The organism is Ruminococcus albus 7 = DSM 20455 (assembly GCF_000179635.2).
Lineage (GTDB): Bacteria > Bacillota > Clostridia > Oscillospirales > Ruminococcaceae > Hominimerdicola > Hominimerdicola alba.
The window spans coordinates 712,691-735,563 of the sequence record NC_014833.1 but is presented as its reverse complement, the minus strand read 5'-3'; the positions used below and the strand labels follow the sequence as shown (position 1 = coordinate 735,563).

The 22,873-nt window shown below is 45.0% G+C and carries 15 protein-coding genes; 4 read left to right on the top strand and 11 right to left on the bottom strand.

Annotated features, from left to right (window positions below; all coding sequences use genetic code 11):
• Positions 1-2 precede the first annotated feature (2 nt).
• The 8 genes from RUMAL_RS03285 to RUMAL_RS03250 form a co-directional block, all read right to left on the bottom strand.
• The gene (locus RUMAL_RS03285) at positions 3-3,533 is read right to left on the bottom strand and encodes an FtsK/SpoIIIE domain-containing protein (RefSeq protein ID WP_013497386.1); all 3,531 of its coding nucleotides are present in this window, start codon (positions 3,531-3,533) and stop codon (positions 3-5) included.
• Entirely contained in the window at positions 3,520-4,683 is a 1,164-nt protein-coding gene (locus RUMAL_RS03280; RefSeq protein WP_013497385.1) for a hypothetical protein, read from the bottom strand. The genes RUMAL_RS03285 and RUMAL_RS03280 overlap by 14 nt, the downstream gene beginning before the upstream one ends.
• 251 nt (positions 4,684-4,934) lie before the next feature.
• The gene (locus tag RUMAL_RS03275; RefSeq protein ID WP_013497384.1) at positions 4,935-5,249 is read right to left on the bottom strand and encodes a hypothetical protein; all 315 of its coding nucleotides are present in this window, start codon (positions 5,247-5,249) and stop codon (positions 4,935-4,937) included.
• Positions 5,250-5,273: 24 nt separating this feature from the next.
• Positions 5,274-5,627, bottom strand: coding sequence for a hypothetical protein (locus tag RUMAL_RS03270; protein ID WP_013497383.1), 354 nt, complete (start codon positions 5,625-5,627; stop codon positions 5,274-5,276).
• Between the two features lie 111 nt (positions 5,628-5,738).
• Positions 5,739-6,059, bottom strand: coding sequence for a hypothetical protein (locus RUMAL_RS03265; protein ID WP_013497382.1), 321 nt, complete (start codon positions 6,057-6,059; stop codon positions 5,739-5,741).
• Entirely contained in the window at positions 6,046-7,572 is a 1,527-nt protein-coding gene (locus RUMAL_RS03260; RefSeq protein WP_013497381.1) for a tetratricopeptide repeat protein, read from the bottom strand. Before RUMAL_RS03260 ends, RUMAL_RS03265 begins: the two co-directional genes overlap by 14 nt.
• Positions 7,573-7,612: 40 nt before the next feature.
• Positions 7,613-9,298, bottom strand: coding sequence for a hypothetical protein (locus RUMAL_RS03255; protein WP_013497380.1), 1,686 nt, complete (start codon positions 9,296-9,298; stop codon positions 7,613-7,615).
• A gap of 52 nt (positions 9,299-9,350) precedes the next feature.
• The gene (locus RUMAL_RS03250) at positions 9,351-10,004 is read right to left on the bottom strand and encodes a DUF4349 domain-containing protein (RefSeq protein ID WP_013497379.1); all 654 of its coding nucleotides are present in this window, start codon (positions 10,002-10,004) and stop codon (positions 9,351-9,353) included.
• Between the two features lie 677 nt (positions 10,005-10,681).
• Between RUMAL_RS03250 and RUMAL_RS03245 the strand changes: the two genes are divergently transcribed.
• Complete coding sequence (locus tag RUMAL_RS03245) at positions 10,682-11,272, top strand: AAA family ATPase (protein ID WP_336470109.1); 591 nt, start codon at positions 10,682-10,684, stop codon at positions 11,270-11,272.
• A 110-nt stretch (positions 11,273-11,382) separates the two neighbouring features.
• On the opposite strand, the gene RUMAL_RS03240 is transcribed toward RUMAL_RS03245, so the two are convergent.
• Both RUMAL_RS03240 and RUMAL_RS03235 read right to left on the bottom strand, forming a co-directional pair.
• A complete protein-coding gene (locus RUMAL_RS03240) occupies positions 11,383-12,381 on the bottom strand; it encodes a GGGtGRT protein (protein ID WP_013497378.1) in 999 nt (332 codons plus the stop codon).
• Between the two features lie 14 nt (positions 12,382-12,395).
• Entirely contained in the window at positions 12,396-13,088 is a 693-nt protein-coding gene (locus tag RUMAL_RS03235; RefSeq protein WP_013497377.1) for an iron-sulfur cluster assembly scaffold protein, read from the bottom strand.
• A 272-nt stretch (positions 13,089-13,360) separates the two neighbouring features.
• On the opposite strand from RUMAL_RS03235, the gene RUMAL_RS03230 reads away from it, so the two are divergent.
• From RUMAL_RS03230 to RUMAL_RS20495, 3 genes are all read left to right on the top strand, one after another.
• A complete protein-coding gene (locus RUMAL_RS03230) occupies positions 13,361-13,834 on the top strand; it encodes a C-GCAxxG-C-C family protein (RefSeq protein ID WP_013497376.1) in 474 nt (157 codons plus the stop codon).
• Between the two features lie 126 nt (positions 13,835-13,960).
• Entirely contained in the window at positions 13,961-14,251 is a 291-nt protein-coding gene (locus RUMAL_RS03225) for a hypothetical protein (RefSeq protein ID WP_013497375.1), read from the top strand.
• A gap of 102 nt (positions 14,252-14,353) precedes the next feature.
• The gene (locus RUMAL_RS20495) at positions 14,354-15,808 is read left to right on the top strand and encodes a S1C family serine protease (protein WP_013497374.1); all 1,455 of its coding nucleotides are present in this window, start codon (positions 14,354-14,356) and stop codon (positions 15,806-15,808) included.
• Positions 15,809-16,134: 326 nt separating this feature from the next.
• On the opposite strand, the gene RUMAL_RS20490 is transcribed toward RUMAL_RS20495, so the two are convergent.
• Positions 16,135-22,623 carry a dockerin type I domain-containing protein gene (locus RUMAL_RS20490; protein ID WP_013497373.1) on the bottom strand — a complete coding sequence of 2,163 codons (6,489 nt, stop codon included), beginning with the start codon at positions 22,621-22,623 and terminating at the stop codon, positions 16,135-16,137.
• Positions 22,624-22,873: the final 250 nt, after the last annotated feature.

The following is a 22,873-nucleotide window of genomic DNA, read 5'->3' as shown; positions in this document are numbered from 1 at the left end:
TGTCAGATACCCTCCCATTCTGTCTTGTCCATCACCGAATCAACATCAGCCTTCAGCGGATTGAGGAACAGTTGTATTGACGGCTCATAATCATCTTTCAGCGCATTTATCGTGTTGATGATGTAGTTGAGCTGATTGTCATCCTCATTGACATTCTTGTTCTGTCTTGCCATTCTGATATTGTCCTTTTTGGAATTATAGAAACTGTCATCAAATCCGCCGCATTCAGGCACTAATGTCATATTGACATCTCCCTTGATGGACAGGTTCCTGTTGGCACCGGTGTATGCAGACTGGAAATACTCGTATCTGCTTCCCGTACCTACCAGTATGTACGCTCTGCCATGTCCCGGCATAGTTGCCGCAGCCGCATCGGGCGTACCTATCATGTCCTTTGATGCACTCTTAGTAGCCACCTTCAGACATATCCTCGCCTTGGAGTTTACACGTATATCTTCGGTTATAGCACCCTCAATGTTCTGTGACACCAGTATGATATGGAATCCCAGAGTTCTGCCCACACGGGCGATGGTGGTTATATCCTTGATAAAATCTATATCGTTGCTCTCGCTTGAAAATCTTTTCAGCTCCGTAAACTCGTCCACTATCAAAAGCAAATGTGAAAGCGGTTTGGGTTCGGGGTTTTCGGGATCACAAGCTTTTATCCTGTTATCTTTGTTTATGAATTCTTTCTTTATCGAGGTCAGCGTCCTTGTACCGTTCTGTATCTCCTCGCGGTATTTCAGGACGGTCTTTCTAGTCCTCATATACGAATCTATATTATCCGTATCAAGTTCTTTCAGAACTACTTCGCGCCTCTTTATCTCGGCATTCAGCGTTTCCAGGAATCGCTTCAGCATATACTCGGGCGCGATACCCTCAGCCTCACCTGTGGTATTGGTAACAGCGCCGACCAGATGCGGCAGATTGCCAAGTCTGTCAGAAAAGCCGCCGCCCTTCATATCTACCAGCATGAAGTTCAGCTCATCTGGCCTGTATTTCATACAGCAGCCGATAACATAGGTTATCAGTGTCTCTGACTTACCTGAACCTGTAGTACCCGCAACAAGCCCGTGAGGTCCGTCACCGTTCTGGTGCATATCCAGATAAGTGACGCCATGCTCGTTCTTGCCTATTGGCACACTGAGCCCCTTGGTGATATCGTTCTGCGGAGAATCCCAGTAGTCCTTTATCATAGTGTACACCTTGCTCTGTGCAGGGTCATCCGTGACAGCCTCCTGGTCTATCCCCCATATCTCAAAAAGTGATACCACATCAGGCACCTTGCCGTTTTCAGCTATACGCTTGTAGTACAGCGAACTCAGCTGCCTGTAAGCAGTGCCGAAATCTTTCTTGACATCGACCCTGCAGGTATTGTTGTTATGATCAAGATACTGAAAATGATCCTTGAAAAGGTAATCGCTCTCAAATCTCTTTTTATCCACCATACTGCTTGTATCTGCAGCATTACTGTTGTGTGCCAGTGTTTCACGGGAGAGTACGTTGTAGCGCCTTGTCAGCTCACCTCTCGGACCTGTGCAAAGCTCTATCAGACTGCTGCAGTATTTAGGCAGCATACCCTTCTTGTCTTTCAGGAATATAAAAGACAATCCCAGTTTGTTCTTGAAATCCTCACCCTGCTTCGGGGGTTCGGGCAGAAATCTTGAAAACACCGTTTCCTTGATATCGTAGTCGTCAAACATTATGCAGACTATCTGCGTGAAATTCGGATCCTCGGATTTTTCATCGCCGCCGTCACCGTTATCATCACCAGTCTTTATGCTTCCGCTTCTCTCGTTCATTATTCCGAACAGCGCACTGTACACATCACCGGCGCTCTTCTTATCGAATACGAACTGCGAAAGGGAATTTCCAAACAACTCGTTTGTATGCGGAAGGTACTTGTAGTTCTCGATAGTGCGGTCACGCTCGTCAATATCGTTCGTGCGCTTGAAAAAGAATACGAACTGCAGATTCTCAGGCGAATGATAATACGAAAGTTCAAACACCACATGACGTATAAAATTAAGCGCAGGATCGCCTTCGTTCTTCACCGTTTCTTCGCTGACAGGATCATATATAACGCCAAGTGCACCGCAGTTTTTCATCTCAAAAAGCAGTGGAGGCAGATTCTTGGGATTCCTGTAATCCCTCAGATATCTGAAACCTACCCTGTTTCTTGTGTTGGCGCTGTTATCCGTAGTGCTTATGTCCGCAGGATCATTGTGCGCCAGATCATAAGCCAGCTCCGAAAGCAGCAGCTCGTCAGAGTTATTGACATCAACGATGTTTTTAAGCTCCGTCGTACCCTTTTTCTTATCCTTTTTGCGCAGCTTTCGCTGTGTCTTGCGCAGTTTCGTCCTTGCCTTTTCATCGGGCTGATCTATCCTGAAAACAAAGTGAGTATCGTTCGTCGGATTTACGATCTGTTCCAGCCTGTAAGTTATAGGCTCAGAAAGACCCTCATCTTTTTTCTCTGCACTTATAGTGAACATAGGCTCTATCTGCCTTGACTGTCCAAGGGATATCATAAGATAGTCATCATCATTGTGCGAACGTGAGAATATAGCATCCGAAGCATTTCGCACACCGTCAAATAGCTTGTCCACATTTGGGTATACAGTTTTCATGTACTGTATATCCTGTCTTTGATAATCCTCTATCTGCTTGAGTTTTTTCAGTACGTAAGATTCGTAGTTGCTCACCCAGTCATCAGCGTTGCGTATGGACTTCCTTCGCTGGCTTATGCCGTTTACAAGCATGGTCGTGGCGGATACAAGACCCATTCCCACCGACATGATTATCATGGAATTACCCATTGTTGCCATAGAGTTTCCGCCCATATAGCGCATACCGACACGCATACCGACACCCATCATAATGGATATCATAGATGTAAGCATCGAACCGCCCAGCGCGCCGCCCTCTATCTTGGGATATTCTCCCGCAGGTGCTATCTCTATCACCGAAGGCTCAACAACGTTTATATCACGTGTACTTATGTTGTATTCCAGATTCTTCTCCTTTACAACATAAGACGGCGATGTCATTTGCTTATCATCACTGTCTGTAAATATATATGGTCCTGCCGCTTTAACAGCATCAAGCCTGAAATCAAGCACCGAAGCCGTAACTATACCAAGTTCTTCCAGCGTAAGATCGTATATCTTAACATTCTCCTCGCCGTCATAATCTGCGATGATCCTGTTGAAATCAATACAGCTTTCCGTGATCAGCTCCTGCTTGATATCCTTGCAATCAGTAAATCCTATGGACTTGTACTTAATATTGATAAAAGGATATTTCTGCAAATACTCCTTCATTATCTCATAGCACTCAGTCATTGAAAGCTCAACATCACCGAAGTCGAAACCACTTTTGGCTTTTTTCCTCAGACCGTAGAATATTCCCTCTGTCAGCTCACGCAGGGTTATGCTTTTCAATACAAGAAATGTCAGCTCGCGCGACTTTACAAAAGCATCTCCGTCTTTCTTTGAAAATCGTGCCGAAACCATTATCTCATTGTTTTTCATTCGCTAACTCACTCCGCAATTTTTTCAGGATCTCTGCAGCTTCCGACTCGATATCGGCGCTTATCTTTGGCACTACTACTTTTACGCCCACCGGTTTTGCTATCTCGGGCTTAACAAAGTTTACCGATGCCACTTCGGGTACTACAGGTTCTACTGCTGGTACCGAAGGCATTCTCGCTATCTTGCCTGCCTCACCGAGAGATATTTCGGGTACGACCACCTTAACATGAGGCACAGCCGCCCTAACAGGCTTTTTGAATTCAACCTTGCTTACCTCGGGCACTACCGTCTTTACTTCCCTGATAGCAGGCATCTCAGGCTTTTTGAACTCTACCTTGCTTACTTCGGGTACTACCTTCTTTATCTCCCCGATAGCAGGCATCTCGGGCTTTTTGAATTCTACCTTGTTTACTTCGGGTACTACCTTCTTTATCTCCCCGATAGCAGGCATCTCAGGCTTTTTGAATTCGACCTTGCTTACTTCGGGTACTACCTTCTTTATCTCCCCGATAGCAGGCATCTCAGGCTTTTTGAATTCGACCTTGCTTACTTCGGGTACTACCTTCTTTATCTCCCCGATAGCAGGCATCTCAGGCTTTTTGAACTCTACCTTGCTTACTTCGGGTACTACCTTCTTTATCTCCCCGATAGCAGGCATCTCAGGCTTTTTGAATTCTACCTTGCTTACTTCGGGTACTACCTTCTTTATCTCCCCGATCACAGGCATCTCGGGCTTTTTATACTCACCCTTGTTTACTTCCGGAGTCACTACCTTGAAGCCCTTGACCTTTACAGGTTCCGGTGCAATATACTTATGTGCACCGACAGAAGGCACAAACACCTTGTAACCCTCGGGTTTCTTCATTTCGGGCACTTTATATTCTCCCGATCTCACCTGCGGTACCGGTACTTTCGGTGCAGCAACAGGCTTCTTTTCGATCTCCTTGAAGTTAACTTCAGCCGGCTTGAGCGTTTTCGGAATAGGCTTGAGATCCAGTTTTATCTCGCCAAACTTGACTTTAGCCAACCTCTCAAGATTCTCTACAAAGCGTACTCTTTTAAGATACATATCTAAATTGTATTCATAGATATCTCTCTGATCGGGAGTCAATCTCTCTATCTCTTCTTCACTCAATACCCGAAAAGCCATTAATTCCACCTCATTTATTTGCCTACACAGAAATACTATCCAAAAAACTAAAAAACTGATAACTTTAATGAATACAAAGCACCGCTTACAAAACAGAACAACTTCAAAGCTATCAGACAAATTACTGCCATATATAATTGAAAAGCAGTATGCAGCAGTATGTCCACAGGACATACCTGCTGCTTACCAGCTCAATTCAGCACTGTCCCCGCAATACTGCGGAAGAATGCTTTAAAGATCCGAAAAGGATATTACTGTGCGCCGCCCTTGATGCTCTCAGCTATGGTATGGTCTACAGAAGCGAACTGTACACGGTTAGATTCGATCAGATCGCCAAATCCCATTACCATTGCGGGTATACCGCTCTCCTCGCTGCTTACGAGATCACGGATATTGGTATTGAAGAACTCTTCCAGAGCGTCCTTAGTCTCACCCTTCATATCAGCGATAGCTGCATTGAAAGAAGTAACGAGAGCAGAACCTGCAGTTGCAAACTCATCCTTTATAGTAGTCTTGATAGTGTTAGCTGCGTCCTTGACCTCAGCATTTTTGATCATACAATCCATAGTATATTTCTCCTTTCCGTTATATCACTGTCTGTTGACTTTACCAAGCTCATTGTCTACGCCTGTCTCGCCGGGGATCTGATCGCGTGCAGCTTCACAGAAGCCCTTCAGAGCGTTCAGCAGCTGATATACGCTGCCGTCCTCCTGCTTCAGCATAGCCTCTATCTTGTTTGTATAGAATTCCTGCAGACCGTTAGCAGCATCACCTGTAAAGTTTGATGTAACGTTAGCGTACTGTGTGTTCAGATTATTAAATGCAGTTTCGATAGCTCCCTTGTATGCTTCGATAGCCTTCAGCGCATCTGTCATCATCTGAGTTGACATGTTCACAGTACCCTGAGTACCCATTGTTCCTACATCCTGAATTGTTTCAGCCATTTTCAAATACCTCCTTGAAAACTCTCATTGTTCTGCCGCATAAGCGGCTGTGTTTTTTATTTGATCGCAGGTATTTATATTCCTGCAATAATAACTTGTCTATCACCACACTTATGGTGTGATGCCTTTCTGCAAATTCTCGAAATCATCGAATATATCCTTGTAATAACCGCCACCCTTTATGAGTTCAAGGGTATCATGTACTTGCTTGAGAACAAGGCCCAGATTCTCGATGGGTTTAAGTACTACTTCCTCACCGGTGATCTTCAGTTCGTCGCCAGTTTCGCACAAAAGTGCATTAGCAAATCCATCGTAAAGATCTTTAAAATCAGTTTTCAACTGATCTGCACGAGTGATGAGTTTATTCAGCTCATCCTCAGCTTTATCAAAAGCCTCATCATTTATCGTAACATCTTTTTTAAGTCGTGCCATCCTCTGCTCCCTCCTCAGACTTCTTCTGAGCATCCCTTATCTGTTTCATAAGCGGCTCTTTTACGTTATTGGAAAGCGTTCTGCAGTAGCTTATAGCCTCATCATACTTTTCCTGATCTATATAGCACTGAACCTTGTATCCAAGTACGGATATATCAGAAGGATCCTTGATTATCTGCCTGTTGTAATACCTTATGAGCTCATCATACAGCCTCTCGGGTTCTGACACTCCCATGTCGATACGTGCCTTTGTTTCCAGGTATCTCGCTGTATTCACCAGAGTCGCTTCCTTGCTGCTCTGAAGTTTTATAGCGTATTCAAGTACTCTGTCATATTTATTGAGAGCTGTGTACGCGGTAACATAAAGCAGATTCATCCTGTCCTTTACTTCTTCACTGAGCTCTCTCGGCTCATTGGGGAGTTTGTACTCCTCAGGCTTGTCCTCGGGTATAGGTGTCAGCATATCGGGATCTACAGGTTCTTCACTCTCCTGCATCGCCTTTGCCGCCATAGCCTCGGCTTCCCTGTTCAGTTCCTCAGAACTCATGCCGTCATACTTAGCCGAATTCGCCGCAAAATAAGCATCACTCAGCGGTGAATCAAATTCGGGAGGTTCTACCCAAGGCAGTACCGAGAATCCGCCGTTGAAAGACTGCACAGGCTGATCGGCAGCCTGCAGCATCTGCAGTGCCTCCTCATATTTTCCTGCCTGTAAACAGATATCAGCGCTTTTTATATAAGCATTCACAACTTCTCCGACATCAGGCTTTGTTTCTTTAAGACCCATATCCAGCATACACAGTGCAGCCACAAGATGATCATTTTCCTTGTCGTTCTTGTACATCTCCATCTCGTAGTCCGAAACACTGAAATAGTATTCCATCGGGAGTTCCTTGACGTACTTCTTCGCTCTGAGCAGTTCTTTGTTGGCTTCCTCGTATTGTTCAAAATTGACCAGTATCGTGTAAGCCAGTTCGTAACCGTCATACGAAGTCGGAGCAAGCTGCTTGATCATGTTGGCTGTTCTGAGCGCCTCACCGTATTTTCCTGCCATCGAGCAAGCTACAGTCTTGTACATAAGCAGTTCAATATCTATCGTGCCGGATTCCTGAGCCTTAGTGAAATTTACAATAGCATCCTCATACCTTCCCAGCTCCTGATCCACCATAGCAAGTGTCCTGTACATACCGCTCAGGTGATCCTCAGATATCTCATGCCTTTCAGCTTCCGCAAAAGCCTCCAGTGCCTTCATGGTATCTCCGTTACTGCCGTAAGCTACACCAAGCTCCACATATCTGTCGCCGTTGTCGATATCACATTGTGCAGCCTTCTGAAAGTAGAATATAGCTTCTTTGCTGTTTTCCATAGCCTGATAGGCTTTAGCTGCCAATTCAAGCGGTTCGGGATCTTTAGGTCTGAGCTTATGTCCCTCAACGCCATATTCAGCAGCCGTTTTGAAATCTGCCGTAACAAAGGCATTTTTTCCGACCGCCATCAACTCATCAAAATCCAATTTATCACCTTCCTGTTGTTCTGTTTTTTTATATTAAGGATCATCCAAGCCATGGTGCTTCCACAGTTTTGAAGAACGTCCTTTGAATAATATCGTCTACACGGTTATGTGGTTTAGGGGCTAAATTACCAAAGATCCCATCATCCATTAAATGTTCCATTCCTTTTTTGAACATATTATCTGCACAATTGTTCGCAAAGGAATTCTGGAATATGTTATTCATAGTATTCATATAGCTTGTATAGTCCTGCATTACGCTATGGCGGAAATCATGATTAACGCCGCTGATGTTGTGAGTCATGAGCTGCAATGAACCACTTCCGCCGTCAGTAGCCCTGTATGCCCATGACGGAACAACAGATACATTAGAAGTTCCTGCCGCTCCACCGGCACTGGTATCAAGCGTAAAGCCGTTATTTCTCAGTGCATCCCAGAGATCATCTCCATTTGAAACATTTCTCATATCAACGCCAGTGCTGTCCAGCAGTTGTCTTGAAAGTTCATCATTGCCGTTAAGAGTATTGAATAAAGCATCACCGGAATTACCCGAACCGGTAGTGACATCTACTTTCATTTGGGTAAACGAATCTGTAGCAATATTGTTGCCCGACACTGCTTCAGCAAGGGTATCACTATTTGAGTTCAGCATATTATCATAGCGTTCCATATTTGATGAACCGGCAAGTCTTGCAATATTGTCCAATCCAAGTAATTTGATCGCCGTTTCACCCACAGGCTGCCCACTCTTCCATGCGTTGAACAGCGCCTTACCTTTCTTCAGATCATCATAGCCTGTCAACATTTTCAAGCCGCCTGCTCCAAGGTTTTTAAAGCCCTTTAGAGCACCGTCTTTAAAAGCTTCTTTAACAGTATTAAGTCCTGCTTTTCCTAATCCCTTGAGGGACGTTATCGGATGTCTGAGCATATTTCCGAAATTCTTGACCGCCATATTGTTTCCAAGTCCCTTGAGTGATTTGATTGGATGTCTTATTAATTCTTTGAACGTTGTTTTATATGCGTTCGCTCCCGCAGACGGCAAGGCACCGATCGGCAAAATTACGCTCGCTATATCAAGACCTAATCCAACGCCTTTCCAAATCTTGCTAGCTGTATGCCATCCCATGTCTTCATCCATCCATGTTGCAACATCTTTACCCGTAGCAGCAAGGCAAACCAGATCTGCTATACCCATAAGCGCAGATGCAACACCTACTATTATTGAAAGTATAGCACATACAGCCGCAGGACACACTATCACGATGACTATCGCAGCTATCACTATAAGTGCAGCTATGATCATATCAAGGTGTTCGTACATCCATTGTTTGATAGCTTTTGCTACACCTGAGATCTTTTCTTTAAATCTCTCCCATCTGCTCTTTTCCGAGTCAGGTCTTAGATAATCGTATTTCTTATAGAAATCTTTTTTCTTCTTTACTATCTCATCAGCCGCATCTTTTTCATGCTGTACTGCAGATTTTACAAAAGTATCCAGCTTGGATTTTAACTCTTTTGCCCTCTTGACCTTTTCTTCTTTGCTTTCTTCAGAGTTGGAAATATCATCAATCACTGCTTCAAGGTCGCAGGTCGTGCTGTCAACACCGCTTGCAGAACGTTTGAGTTCTTTCATAGTAGAGTCATAGTTTCCAAAACACGAACAAAGCTTGTCAAGTACACTTCCCAGACCGTCGAATTTCGTCTTGTGAAGCGTTATAGTACTAGCCATGTTATCGCCTCCAAATTTATTCTCTGAGATATGCAGATCTCAGTATCCGTTCTCACCCTGCGTTTGCAGCGGCTGCAGCAGCGGCTGCTTCAGCAGCCTCTCTCTCAGCCTTTCTGCGGGCTTCTTCTTCCTCCGCAGCAAGCCTGCGTTCAAGTGACAGATACATCTCCATCTCATTAGCCTTGTCGTTCTTGACACCGTCCCAGTAGCTTATCTGGTTTTCAAGCCTCCTGATCTCTGCCTCAGCGTCATCTATCTCTGTGTTTGTCTTCTTGATGCTCGCTTCCAGCTCAGTAATCTTGTCATCCACCTTTTTCTTTGCATTGTCAAGATTAGTGAATATCCTGTTTACTACCGATTTTCTGTGTGTCTTGTCGTCCTCATTCATTATGTGCTTGGTGAGGTCGATAGTGCCTGTGCTGGATTCACCCAGCGTCTTGAAATATTCGGTAGCATCGTCCATTTCTGTATGAACACTTTTAAGATCATCGTCTACCTTATCACGGATATTTGTCTTTACAAGGGCATCCTTAGCAGTGGTAAAACGTGTCTTGTCAGCTGTAAAATCATTAAGCCTTACCTGTGCTTCTCTTTTGAGTATCTCCTGCCTGTATTTGCTGTCACTGCAGGCATTTTTCTCTGCGATCGCATCTTCATACTTTGACTTAGCGTTCAAATAACAGCTGTGTGCTTCACCCGAAGTCATTAGCAACTCTCCCTTCTTCAAACTTTACAGCAACGTGTCAAATTTGCACGCACTGCAATTGGATATTATTACAATTATTTTACAAAATATATTTTTCTCCATTTTTGATTATACCATTTCGGTGAATTCTTGTCAATACCTTATTTACTGTTTTTTTTACAAAAAACCTTCTTAACCCCTTAAAACTTTTATCGTAAAGTACAATTCATTTGAGTAAAGCACGCAGGTACGCATTCAAAATCATGCCTTAATTTTATGTTAATTTTCTTTATCAATTAATTGCATCGATTTTTACAAACTTTTCTGTCTATTTAACACCTCATAAACTTACTTCAATATACATTTATAAATGTATATATTTTACGAAATCATCTCAGAAACCGCAATTTTTTGATCAATACGATCGTATTTTGCTCGCCTCTCCCAGTCCTATATTATATATGACTCCATTATAGATGATAAGGCAACAATATTCCAGCTCTGTAAAGATCCGTAACTATTCCTGTAAAAAGCGCAGCAATACCAACACTTTCCCCGGTGCAAAATAACGTGAGTGATAGTATCGCTTACCTGTGGCATACTATTAATAACAGGTCATCAAATCAAAGCTATTGCTTTCTGAATAACTTTTCACTGAATTTTTATTCAGAAACTTAACAACAGCAAAGCACTGTAGCATAATATCCGGCAGAGAAAAAGAACTCAGGCAGTTAAACGCCGAGCTTTCCTCATGGAAACGCAGGACGGCGGTGCTGGTCTACGGCAAGTGCAGAGTCGGAAAATCCACGCTTTTGAGCGAAGCTGCAAAGCGCTTTGAGGGTGTTGTCATCAACCATATGTGCGTGACAAGCTCCTTTGAGGGCAATATGGAGCTGATCTACCGGAGCGTTTCGGAGGGGCTCGGACTGCCGAATATCCGCTTCGGCGATCTCTTTGAGATTATGGATCACCTGAAAACGCTTGACAAAAAGATACTTCTCATCATCGACGAATACCCCTACCTCAAGCAGACCAAAAAGAAGAACGAAGTAGATTCGTATATGCAGGCGGTCATCGACAGACTGCCTGAAAATGTCAAACTGGTGCTCTGCGATTCATATATCACAGTGATGAAGGAACTGCTCGACATGGAGATCATTCAAAAGACCGACCCGATCAACCGACGAAACGACAAGAAAAAGCAGTTCTATGAGATCGTGGATAACCTGATGCGGTTCTATTTCACTTTCATTTTCGATAAGGCAGGAACGATCGCCCGTATCGGTTAGGGTGACAAATGGGTGACAATACACATTATCGTCTTAAAAAAAGTAAAATCCTGACAAGTCGTAAAACCTGTCAGGATTTCGTTTTTATGCGATTTATAGCCGTTTAGCTATTACTTCATAGCCTCTTCAACAGCAACTGCGCAAGCAACTGTTGCACCAACCATGGGGTTGTTGCCCATGCCGATAAGACCCATCATCTCAACGTGTGCAGGAACAGAAGAAGAACCTGCGAACTGAGCGTCAGAGTGCATACGACCCATAGTATCAGTCATACCATAGGAAGCAGGGCCTGCTGCCATGTTGTCGGGGTGCAGAGTTCTGCCGGTACCGCCGCCGGAAGCAACAGAGAAGTACTTCTTGCCTGCGTCTGTTCTTTCCTTCTTGTAAGTACCTGCAACAGGGTGCTGGAATCTGGTAGGATTGGTGGAGTTACCTGTGATGGAAACGTCAACGTTCTCCTTCCACATGATAGCAACGCCTTCGGTAACATCGTTAGCACCGTAGCAGTTAACCTTAGCTCTCAGGCCCTCGGAGTAAGCCTTGCGGAATACTTCCTTAACCTCGCCGGTGTGATAATCCATCTCGGTCTCAACATAAGTAAAGCCGTTGATACGAGCGATGATCTGTGCAGCGTCCTTGCCCAGACCGTTCAGGATAACTCTCAGAGGCTTCTGTCTAACCTTGTTAGCCTTCTCAGCTATACCGATAGCGCCCTCAGCAGCAGCGAAAGACTCGTGACCTGCCAGGAATGCGAAGCACTCGGTATCCTCTTCCAGAAGCATCTTGCCCAGGTTGCCGTGACCCAGACCAACCTTACGCTGGTCAGCAACAGAACCGGGGATGCAGAAAGCCTGAAGACCCTCGCCGATAGCAGCAGCAGCGTCAGCAGCTCTTGTGCAGCCCTTCTTGATAGCGATAGCGCAGCCTACAGTGTAAGCCCACTTAGCGTTCTCGAAGCAGATAGGCTGGATGCCCTCAACGAGCTTGTATATATCCAGACCCTTAGCCTTACATACATCAGCGCACTCCTCGATAGAGTTGATGCCGTATTCCTTTATAACAGCCAGGATCTGCTTTTCTCTTCTCTCATAAGATTCAAATAATGCCATGATACTGATCCTCCTTATGCCTTTCTGGGGTCAACGAACTTAACGGCATCAGCAACTCTGCCGTACTGACCCTTAGCCTTCTCAAAAGCTGTATTAGCGTCGTCGCCTGCCTTGATGAAGTCCATCATCTTGCCAAAGTTTACGAACTTGTAGCCGATGATCTCATCGTCAGCATTCAGAGCGATATCAGTAACATAACCGTCGGTCATCTCCAGGTAACGAGGACCCTTAGCCAGTGTACCGTACATTGTACCAACCTGAGAACGCAGACCCTTACCCAGATCCTCCAGACCTGCACCGATTGGCAGACCGTCCTCGGAGAATGCAGACTGCGAACGACCGTAAACGATCTGCAGGAACAGCTCTCTCATAGCGGTGTTGATAGCGTCACAAACGAGGTCTGTATTCAGAGCCTCCAGAATTGTTCTGCCGGGCAGGATCTCGGAAGCCATAGCTGCGGAATGTGTCATACCGGAGCAGCCGATAGTCTCAACGAGAGCCTCCTGTATAACGCCCTCCTTAACATTCAGGGTGAGCTTGCAGGTACCCTGCTGGGGAGCACACCAGCCGATGCCGTGTGTAAAGCCCGAGATATCCTTTATCTCCTTTGCCTTGACCCACTTAGCCTCCTCAGGGATAGGAGCAGCGCCGTGAGCAACGCCCTGTGCGATAGGGCACATTGTTTCAACTTCGTGCGAATAGATCATTGATAATAACTCCTTTCGGTTATTTGGCAGACCATGCTGCCTCTATAATATAATACTACATTTTCTCTCACAATTCAAGTCTTTTTACAAAAATTTTTAATTTACCGATAATTTTCTCACCTGCCCCCGAGCCCCGATTTATAAGCTTTTCGGGCAAAGTTAGATTAGTACATCCTAACTCCGTTTTGGCTATTGCAATTGTATTCAAAATGGTGTATAATATATACCGCAAAAAAACACACGGTACTATACCACCCAAAAGGAGCTTGATTATGTCAACAGATCATTCCGATAAAGCCTGTGAACTTTTCGCAGGCGGCTTCAATTGTGCACAGTCCGTATTCGCTGCCTTTTCAGATGTCACAGGCATGGATAAAGAGGCTGCCCTTAAACTTTCATCAGGCTTCGGCGGCGGCATGGGCAGGCTTCGCGAGGTATGCGGCACCTGCTCAGCTATGTTCATGGTGCTGAGCATTCTTTACGGCACCGGCGAGAACTTCACCTTTGATGACAAAGCAGACCACTATAAGCGCATACAGGCAGCAGCTGAGCAGTTCAAGGAAAAACACGGAACGATCGTCTGCCGCGAACTTCTGCAAGGACTGAAAGTTACATCAGATCCCATTCCGGAACAACGCACCGAAAAGTATTACAAGGTGCGTCCGTGTATCAAATTCGTCAAAACAGCTGCTGAGATACTGGACAGATATATAAGCGAAAACCCACCCGAAAAAGATAAGAAGTAAAATCAGACAACACAAATTACAGTTATTTATGCAAACCGCTGAAATTATTAAGAAAATATTGAAATAGCCGTCACAATGAGTTATAATTATATCATTAAATCATTTTATGAAACAGGGGGATATTTTATGGAACCGATCAAGGCTTTTATACAAAAATGGCGTGATAAATTAGCATACATGGAATTCAGTGACCTCTTCCCGCAGAACAAGAAGTGTGACATCCGTGATATCAGGAGTGTCATATTCTTCATCGGCATCTATCTTGCCGCTTTGATTTTCTGCGCTCTGTTTTTTGTTTTACTCGGTGCGATACCCTACATTGGCTGGCTGTTCAGATTCATAGGTGTTGTTGTTGCGATCTATGCGCTCATAGGCATGGGGCATATCCTGTTGCAATACATGAAATATAACAGCTGATACAACTGTGTCTTTACTGCCCGCGGATGTTTTCCGCGGGCTTTTTTCAGTTCATATTGACAAAGTCCCGCGGGCATGATAAAATAAATCTGAGGTGATGATATGTCGATCATGACTGACAGACTTGAGAATTCAGGCGGAGGCTGTTTTTTACGCTGCGTAGGCGTATCTGACACCTATATCAATGATATACTGGAGCTTGACCGCCGTTTTGGCGGCGAGGGCTATCTGCGCCTTGATAAACTGGATACACCACAGAGTACGGATGAAGTGGAAAGGCTCAGGAGGGGATCTGCTGATTTCGCCGAAAGCTTTGAGGGCGCAAGACTGCTTGCACTCTACCGCGAAAGCGTGACAGGCATCAATACATCCATCGAAACCAACCTTATAATAAGCCTTCTCCATTGGAGCAGGCTCATGGGCAGCCGTACAGGCGGTGTACTTGTGTACTGCGGAAAAACAGGCTATAAGGAATACCTCTTCTGCTACCTTGCTTATATGAAAGGCTGGCGTGTCCTTATGCTGATGCCTGAGGGAGAAGGCAAGCTTTCACCTGTGCTTACAGATAAGTCCGAGCTTATCACACTGGGTATGCCATATTCAGCAGATATCCCCCCATACGTTCCGCCAAGACCTGCACCACCCCCTCCGGTAAGACAGCCTGCAGCTTCACAGCAGTCATATACCCGTCCGGCTCAGCGTCCTCAGCATACGGATAATATCCGTGTTGCCATACCTCCCCGTGAGCGCAGGAACGGTCCCCGTCCAAATGCGCCCATCCGCGGCGATGAGGGCAATATCAAAGTAAAGATACCGCCCCGTCAGCGCAGCAAGGGCAATACAAACGTACCAAGGCAGACAAACACTGCTACCGCTCAAAATATCGCATTCGATACCCACAGCGATATACCGGAGGTAGATACAAAATACCCGTCCGACCCCTGGAAGAGAAGCACTACTGCCCCGCAGACCTATACTGCCCGCCGTGAGCTTTCCTCAGAGGAGATAGCAAGACTTGCCGAGTCCGTAGTCATGATAACTATATGCGATAAATACGGTGATATGACAGGCAGTGCCTCGGGTATTGCCATAAACCACAATGGGTATATTCTCACCAACTACCACGTCATATCCAATGGCAGCTACTTCCTTGTGCGCTTTGAGAACGACAGGACAGCCTATCCTGTCCAGATAGTAAAGTACAACAATGTCCATGATATGGCACTGCTGAAAATAAACCGCAGCACAAAGCCCATCCCTCTTTACAGAGAGGCACATCATGAACTCGTCCGCGGACAGAAGGTCATCGCCATAGGCAGCCCCCTGGGACTTTTCAATACCGTATCCGACGGAATAATCTCAGGTTTCCGAGTTGTAGGCGATACCGATATGATACAGTTCACAGCACCGATATCCCACGGAAGTTCAGGCGGTGCACTGCTCAATACCTGCGGCGAGATAATAGGTATGTGTACTGGCGGTGCCAAGGAAGGTCAGAACATAAACCTCGCCGTAAGCTGCCGCCTCATCGAACCATTTATCATGAATTTCATCTGATAACAAAAAACAGCTGCGCTTAAGGGCAGTACTTATATAGAGTATTTATGAACACTACTGGAGGAAACCTTTCTGAAGAAAGGTTATCCTCCAGACCTCCTTCCAAAGACTTCTATTTCTATTTGGCAGGGGCAGCTATACTTTTATAGCACAGCAAAAGGCAGACATTCTCTGTTCTTTGAGAGAATATCTGCCCCTGCCAAATAGAGTTAAAAGTTTTGGGAAGGGAGTTTGAGGGATAACCCTTTTTCAAAAGGGTTTCCCTCAATAATGATCACAAACGTCTATATACGTACCAGCCATGAGCGGAGCTGTTTTTTATGATATCATTTTATATTCTTTTTGCCCTTGACATGGCCTGCAACACGTGAAAGGTCACCGACATTTACAGAGCCGTCACCGTTAACGTCTGCTGCGACGAATACATTACCCGTAAGGGACTTCTTTGACTTTATGTGTGCCGCGATCTTTGAAAGGTCAGTAACATTTACAACACCGTCACCATTGACATCGCCCTTCATCACACCGGCAGTACTATTACCTGTTATTGAGAAGCTTGCAGCGGTCACGCCGACATAGTTTCCCTTGCCCTTTATTACAACTCTTGCGGCGCCTGCCGACTTGTTGTTCTCATAGGTCATTTCGTAATCAGTGCCTGCTGTCAGCACCTTGCTGCCGTCGGTGACCCTTACCGCCGGGCGTATCTCCTTGCCGCTGAACGCATACTTATTCTTTTCAAGCTGAACTCCGAGGCAAGCCGCATTCCTGCCCTTTATCGCAAAATTCTTCACGAACGAGCCCGAATAATTGCCCTTGCCTGTTATCTTCACAGAAGCTGTACCTGCAGCAGTATTATTAACATACGCAACAGTGTAGTCCCTGCCTTCGGCAAGCTTCACACCATTCAAGGTAACTACAGCAGCAGGAGTCTTTGCATAGCCGTCATACTCGTAGGTATCTGCTGACAGTGCAGCCTGAGCTGAACTTATGCTCTTTGGCGATATGGTATATTCAGCCGAGACCTGATCCTTGTAGCCGTTCTTGCCTATGGCGATGATCCTAGCCTTGCCTGCTTCGATATTGTTCTCGCAAATCACTTCAAAGTTCTGTCCCTCATAAAGGGTAACAGTACCGTTTGTGATAGTTATCGTCGGTCTTTTTGCAGTGCCGTCGTATACGAACGTATTCTTATCCATGGTCACTCTGAAACCTGATATGGATTTGGCGGATGCCGAACCTATAGCGAAACGCTGTCTTACGGTACCGTAGTAATTGCCCTGTCCCGTTATGGTAACATAAGCAGTACCTGCATTTACGTTTGAAGAATATTCCACACGGTAGTCCCTGTTCTGAACCAGTGTCCTGCCGTCCTTTTCCACTGTTACCGAAGGATTTCTCTCGCTTCCGTTCGCATCATAGCAGTACTTCTCCAGTACCACCGATGCCTTTGAGATATCGCTTGCCGCTATCTTGAAGCTGCCGGTCTCAGTGCCGCTGTAATTGCCTGTAAAGCTTACCTTGACAACTGCATTACCTGCTATCATATTATCTGATATCGTAACAGTATAGTCGTTCTTTTCCGTCAGTACTCTGCTGCCGTCCTTAACTGTAACCGAAGGCTTCTTTACTTTACCGTCATACTCATAGCCCGATGGTGTCAGGGTTATGTCAAGTCCCTTGGATGACTTGGGGATTATCTCGAAGCTGTCCTCATATATACCCGTATACGAACCCATACCTGTTATAACTACCTTAGCTGTGCCCGCATTGACATTCGCTATGTATCCAACAGTATAATCAACATCCTTTGTCAGCACTGTAACACCATCTCTTACTATCACATCAGGTGTCACAGCTTTGCCTGTGTACACTGCCTTATTCTCAGTAAGCTGAATGCTGCATTCGGATATATCATTTGAACTTGCATCCTTGGCGGTTATAGCAAAGTCAGCCTGCTTTATACCGCGGTAATTACCTATGCCGTTTACGTAAACGTGACCTATGCCTGCAGCGATATTGTTTCCGTATGTGAGTATGTAATCCACGCCCTCCGTCATGGTATTCATACCCTCGGTAACTACAACTCCCGGCTTCTTCTCAGTACCGTCATAGATGTAATTATTCTTCAGCACATTTACTATAAAGTTGTCAACGCTTGCAGGAGATATGGTGAATCTCAGTATGCCCGTACCTGCATAATCACCCATGCCGGTAACGATGACGCTACCCTTTCCTGCGTTGATATTATTGTCATAGGCATAGGTATAGTCGATGCCGCTGCGAAGTGTCTTGTCACCGTTTTTGACAGTCACGGAAGGCTTTTTAGCCATGCCGTCGTATACGAATGAATCTGAATCAAGTACAGCCTTACAATTGGTAATATTTACAGCCTCAGCCTTGTTTATAGTGAAGTAAGCTGCCTTGGTGCCTGTAAAATTGCCCTTGCCTGTAATGGTCACTGTAGCTGTGCCGATCTTTGTATTGTTTGAATAGGATACAGTATAATCAGTACCGTTCACAAGCTTCCTTGTGCCGTAAGCAACAGTTACCGAAGGCTGCTTTGCACTGCCGTCATAGGTATAAGAAGTAGCTGACAGTGTCACCTCAAGGTCGCTGACAGGCTTTGCGCTTATCCTGAATGATTTGTTCAGAGTACCCGTATAGTTGCCCGCGCCCTTTATGGTGACTGTTGCAGTACCAACATTCACATTGTTTGAATAAGCCACGGTGTAATCCTTACCTGCCGTCAGTGTCCTTGAGCCGTCAGACACGGTAATATCGGGCTTTCTGGCAGTACCGTCATAGGTATAGCCTGATGGTGATACCACTGCAGTGAGTCCGCTTACAGACTTGGGATTTATAGTGAATGTCCTGGTCAAAGTACCCGTATATCTTCCTGCGCCCGAAATGGTAACAGTTGCTGTGCCCGCATTGATATTATTGGTATATGAAACTATATAATCAGTACCCTTAACAAGTGTTGAAGAACCATACTTAACAGTAACAGAAGGCTGCTTTGCAGCACCGTCATAGGTATATGATGAAGTTCCAAGTGATGCAGTGCAGCCGGTCAGGGATATTGCCGCAGGTTCGCTTATGGTAAAGTTCAAAGATCTGGAACCCGAGTAATTGCCCTTGCCCGTTACAGTCACCGTTGCAGTACCCACCGCAGTATTATTGAGATATGAAACTGTATAATCGGTATCCTTTACGAGTGTCGTACTGCCATTCTTCACAGTAACCACAGGGGTCTTTGCCTTGCCGTCATAGGTGTAGCTTGTGGGTGCAACAGATATGTCAAGACCGCTGACATTCTTAGGCTCTATGGTGAAGCTCTTGGTTACAGTACCTGTGTAGCTGCCCTTGCCTGTAATGGTCACAGAAGCTGTTCCTGCCTTGGTATTATTGGTATATGAAACTGTATAATCAGTACCGTTCACAAGAGTTTCAGTACCATACTTAACAGTGACCGCAGGCTGCTTAGCTGTGCCGTCATAAATATAATAAGTAGTTCCGAGCGAAACAGTACCGCTGCTTATTGCCACAGGAGCAGCCTTGCTTATGGTAAAGTTAGCGGACTTTGTTCCTGTGTAGTTGCCCATGCAGGTTATCTTTGCAGTAGCTGTGCCGACATTGGTATTATTTGAATATGAAACAGTGTAGTCCACACCATTCGCAAGTGTAACGCTGCCGTCCTTAACAGTCACCGACGGAGTTTTGGGCTTGCCGTCATAGGTATAACCCGTTGGCGAAACTGTCATTGTCAGGGAATTTGCGTTCTTGGCACTTATGGTGAAAGTCTTGTTGACGGTACCGGTATACTTACCTGCGCCGGAAACAACCGCAGCAGCTGTACCCGCATTGGTATTATTGATATATGAAACGATATAGTCCGTACCCTTTGTAAGAGTAGCAGAACCGTTCTTTACAGTGACAGCAGGCTGTTTTGCTGTGCCGTCGTAGGTATAGGATGTTGTTCCCAGGGTGATAGTGCAGGTGCTTATCTGTGTTGCTGCCGCACTGCCTATCGTAAAGTTAGCGAACTTTGTTCCTGTGTAGTTGCCCTTGCAGGTTATGGTCGCTGTTGCTGTTCCGACATTAGTATTATTGGAATATGAAACAGTATAATCAGTGCCGCTGACAAGAGTTTTTGAACCGTCCTTTACCGTAACTGTTGGCTTTTTCGCTGAACCGTCATAAGTGTAATTGGTTTGCGAAACTGTCATTGTCAGGGTGCTTGCGCTCTTGGCACTTATGGTGAAAGTCTTTGAAGCGGTGCCTGTATATTTTCCTGCGCCTGTAATGGTCACTGTTGCTGTTCCTGCATTGGTATTGTTTGAATATGAAACTGCATAGTCCGTACCCTTTGTAAGAGTAGTAGAACCATTCTTTACAGTGACAGCAGGCTGTTTTGCTGTGCCGTCGTAGGTATAGGATGTTGTTCCCAGGGTGATAGTGCAGGTGCTTATCTGAGTTGCCGCTGCACTGCCTATTGTAAAGTTAGCAGACTTTGTTCCTGTGTAGTTGCCCTTGCAGGTTATGGTCGCTGTTGCTGTGCCGACATTAGTATTATTGGAATATGAAACAGTATAATCAGTGCCGCTGACAAGAGTTTTAGAACCGTCCTTTACCGTAACTGTTGGCTTTTTCGCTGAACCGTCATAAGTGTAATTGGTTGGTGAGACTGTCATTGTCAGGGAATTTGCGCTCTTGGCACTTATGGTGAAAGTCTTTGAAGTGGTGCCTGTATATTTTCCTGCACCTGTAATGGTCACTGTTGCTGTTCCTGCATTAGTATTGTTTGAATATGAAACTGCATAGTCCGTACCCTTTGTAAGAGTAGTAGAACCGTTCTTTACAGTGACAGCAGGCTGTTTTGCTGTGCCGTCGTAGGTATAGGATGTTGTTCCCAGGGTGATAGTGCAGGTGCTTATCTGAGTTGCCGCCGCACTGCCTATTGTAAAGTTAGCGGACTTTGTTCCTGTGTAGTTGCCTTTGCAGGTTATTGTCGCTGTTGCTGTGCCGACATTTGTGTTATTGGAATATGAAACAGTATAATCAGTGCCGCTGACAAGAGTTTTAGAACCGTCCTTTACCGTAACTGTTGGCTTTTTCGCTGAACCGTCATAAGTGTAATTGGTTGGCGAAACTGTCATTGTCAGGGTGCTTGCGCTCTTGGCACTTATGGCGAAAGTCTTGGTGGCGGTGCCTGTGAAATTCCCCTTGCCCGTAACAGATGCAGTAGCAGTACCCGCATTGGTGTTATTGGAATAGGTTACGGTATAGTCAGTATTCTTCACCAAAGTTCTGGAATTATATGTCAGTCCGGGAGTTTTTGCCGATCCGTCATAGGTATAGCTTGAGGGTGAAAGTGCCGCACTGCCGATATTTGCGGCATTGATGGTGAAAGTTTTTGTGACAGTGCCTGTATAGCTGCCCTTGCCTTTAACCGTGGCTGAAGCAGTACCTTTATTTGTATTGTCGGAAAACGTAACGGTATAATCAGTACCTTCGATGAGTGTTTTTCCGTCTAACTTTACAGTTACAGCAGGCTGCTTGGCAGTGCCGTCATAGGTATAGGAAGACGAACTGAGAGTCACTGTACCGTTGGAAATATCAGGCTGATTTGTCACAAGCTTTACGGCATAATTAGCTATATCCGAATTATATTTATCAAGATCCTGTACCAGTACGAGATTATATATCTTCTTTCCAAGGGTAAGATTTACGGTCTGAGGGCCGTTACCGTTCATATAAACAGTATTTCCCGAGCCGAATGTTACATGGCTTGAACTGCAGCTGAAGTTTCCGCCGACATACATTTTGCCTGCAGTCATCTGTGTGGAACAATGAGAAGAACCTGCCCAGTTTTTAATAGCGAAATTTCCGCCTACGTTAACAACATCACTGCTGTTCGACATATCAAGTCCCGCATCCGAGGATCCGAGTTCACCCAAGCTGGTAAACTTTCCTATACTGTAATCTCCGCTGACGTTCAGCTTTCCGCCTTCGAGTTTTGTTTCACCGCCTTCAGCAATAAAATCACCGTTGATAGTGAGCGTACCGCCGCCAAGTTCGATATCCTTTTCAAATTGAATGACCTTTCCGGTTATCGTAACATTCTTTCCGCCCATGACCATACGGGTTATTTTAATACCATTCTGAGTTACGATATTCAGATCAGAGGTTAGAGGGGTAGCAGAATCAAAAAAGCCCTCCAAATCAACTGTACGGTTATTTGTGATGTTAAGCTTTGCTATAATAGAACAGTATCCGCCTTGTATAGTCTGGATCCCTGTGCCATTGAGATTTAGAATTCCAGTACCTGACATTCTAAATGCATTCGGATTCACGTACGATGTCACATAATCACGCACATCACCGGCAAGATTTATAGTACCTGCTGTAATATATTCTCCGATATACTCACTTTTTGCAACATTCCAATTCAGATCACCTTTGACGGTTATGGATGCTGAGCTGTCCTGCATCCTGATGTGTGCATACGAACTCGCATTATATTTGCCTATATAAAGATTTCCGTTTACTACAAGTTTACCTGTACCCATTTCCAGCATACCTGCTGTCATATACAGATCTCCGTTGATAGTAAGAGTGTGTCCGTTTAGGATGATATCACTATTGGTTTCTACTGAGCCTGACACAGTCATATCTGATGTAAGAGATCTTACCGAAGTCCAGTTTTCAGCAGAGGCACTTATAACACCTGCACCTTTCCAGAACTGATTTTCGGGCAAAGCTGTACCCGAAAAAGTCATCATGACAGCCAAGACACCAGCCAACACTTTTTTCATACGATTACCTCCGTTTAATTATACACGTTTTCTAACCCAACAGGACGCGCCCTGCGCCCTTAACAAATAAATCTTCTTTCAATATTTTATTATATCACATTCCCATATCCTTTTCAATATTATTATTCAAATATATCGTGATATTTTCATCGTATTTTACTAAATACAAAGCCTATTTTACGCATTTTTCTCGGTGTGCCCGAATCATTCGATGAAGATAAAACTTACTGCAAATTAATTATGAACTCAT

What these genes read in the sequence shown, in the direction of transcription:
- RUMAL_RS03285 (WP_013497386.1), bottom strand. Translation starts at nt 3,533, where the DNA reads ATGAAAAACAATGAGATAATGGTTTCGGCACGATTTTCAAAGAAAGAC.
- RUMAL_RS03280 (WP_013497385.1), bottom strand. Translation starts at nt 4,683, where the DNA reads ATGGCTTTTCGGGTATTGAGTGAAGAAGAGATAGAGAGATTGACTCCC.
- RUMAL_RS03275 (WP_013497384.1), bottom strand. Translation starts at nt 5,249, where the DNA reads ATGGATTGTATGATCAAAAATGCTGAGGTCAAGGACGCAGCTAACACT.
- RUMAL_RS03270 (WP_013497383.1), bottom strand. Translation starts at nt 5,627, where the DNA reads ATGGCTGAAACAATTCAGGATGTAGGAACAATGGGTACTCAGGGTACT.
- RUMAL_RS03265 (WP_013497382.1), bottom strand. Translation starts at nt 6,059, where the DNA reads ATGGCACGACTTAAAAAAGATGTTACGATAAATGATGAGGCTTTTGAT.
- RUMAL_RS03255 (WP_013497380.1), bottom strand. Translation starts at nt 9,298, where the DNA reads ATGGCTAGTACTATAACGCTTCACAAGACGAAATTCGACGGTCTGGGA.
- RUMAL_RS03250 (WP_013497379.1), bottom strand. Translation starts at nt 10,004, where the DNA reads ATGACTTCGGGTGAAGCACACAGCTGTTATTTGAACGCTAAGTCAAAG.
- RUMAL_RS03240 (WP_013497378.1), bottom strand. Translation starts at nt 12,381, where the DNA reads ATGGCATTATTTGAATCTTATGAGAGAAGAGAAAAGCAGATCCTGGCT.
- RUMAL_RS03235 (WP_013497377.1), bottom strand. Translation starts at nt 13,088, where the DNA reads ATGATCTATTCGCACGAAGTTGAAACAATGTGCCCTATCGCACAGGGC.
- RUMAL_RS03230 (WP_013497376.1), top strand. Translation starts at nt 13,361, where the DNA reads ATGTCAACAGATCATTCCGATAAAGCCTGTGAACTTTTCGCAGGCGGC.
- RUMAL_RS03225 (WP_013497375.1), top strand. Translation starts at nt 13,961, where the DNA reads ATGGAACCGATCAAGGCTTTTATACAAAAATGGCGTGATAAATTAGCA.
- RUMAL_RS20495 (WP_013497374.1), top strand. Translation starts at nt 14,354, where the DNA reads ATGTCGATCATGACTGACAGACTTGAGAATTCAGGCGGAGGCTGTTTT.
- RUMAL_RS20490 (WP_013497373.1), bottom strand. Translation starts at nt 22,623, where the DNA reads ATGAAAAAAGTGTTGGCTGGTGTCTTGGCTGTCATGATGACTTTTTCG.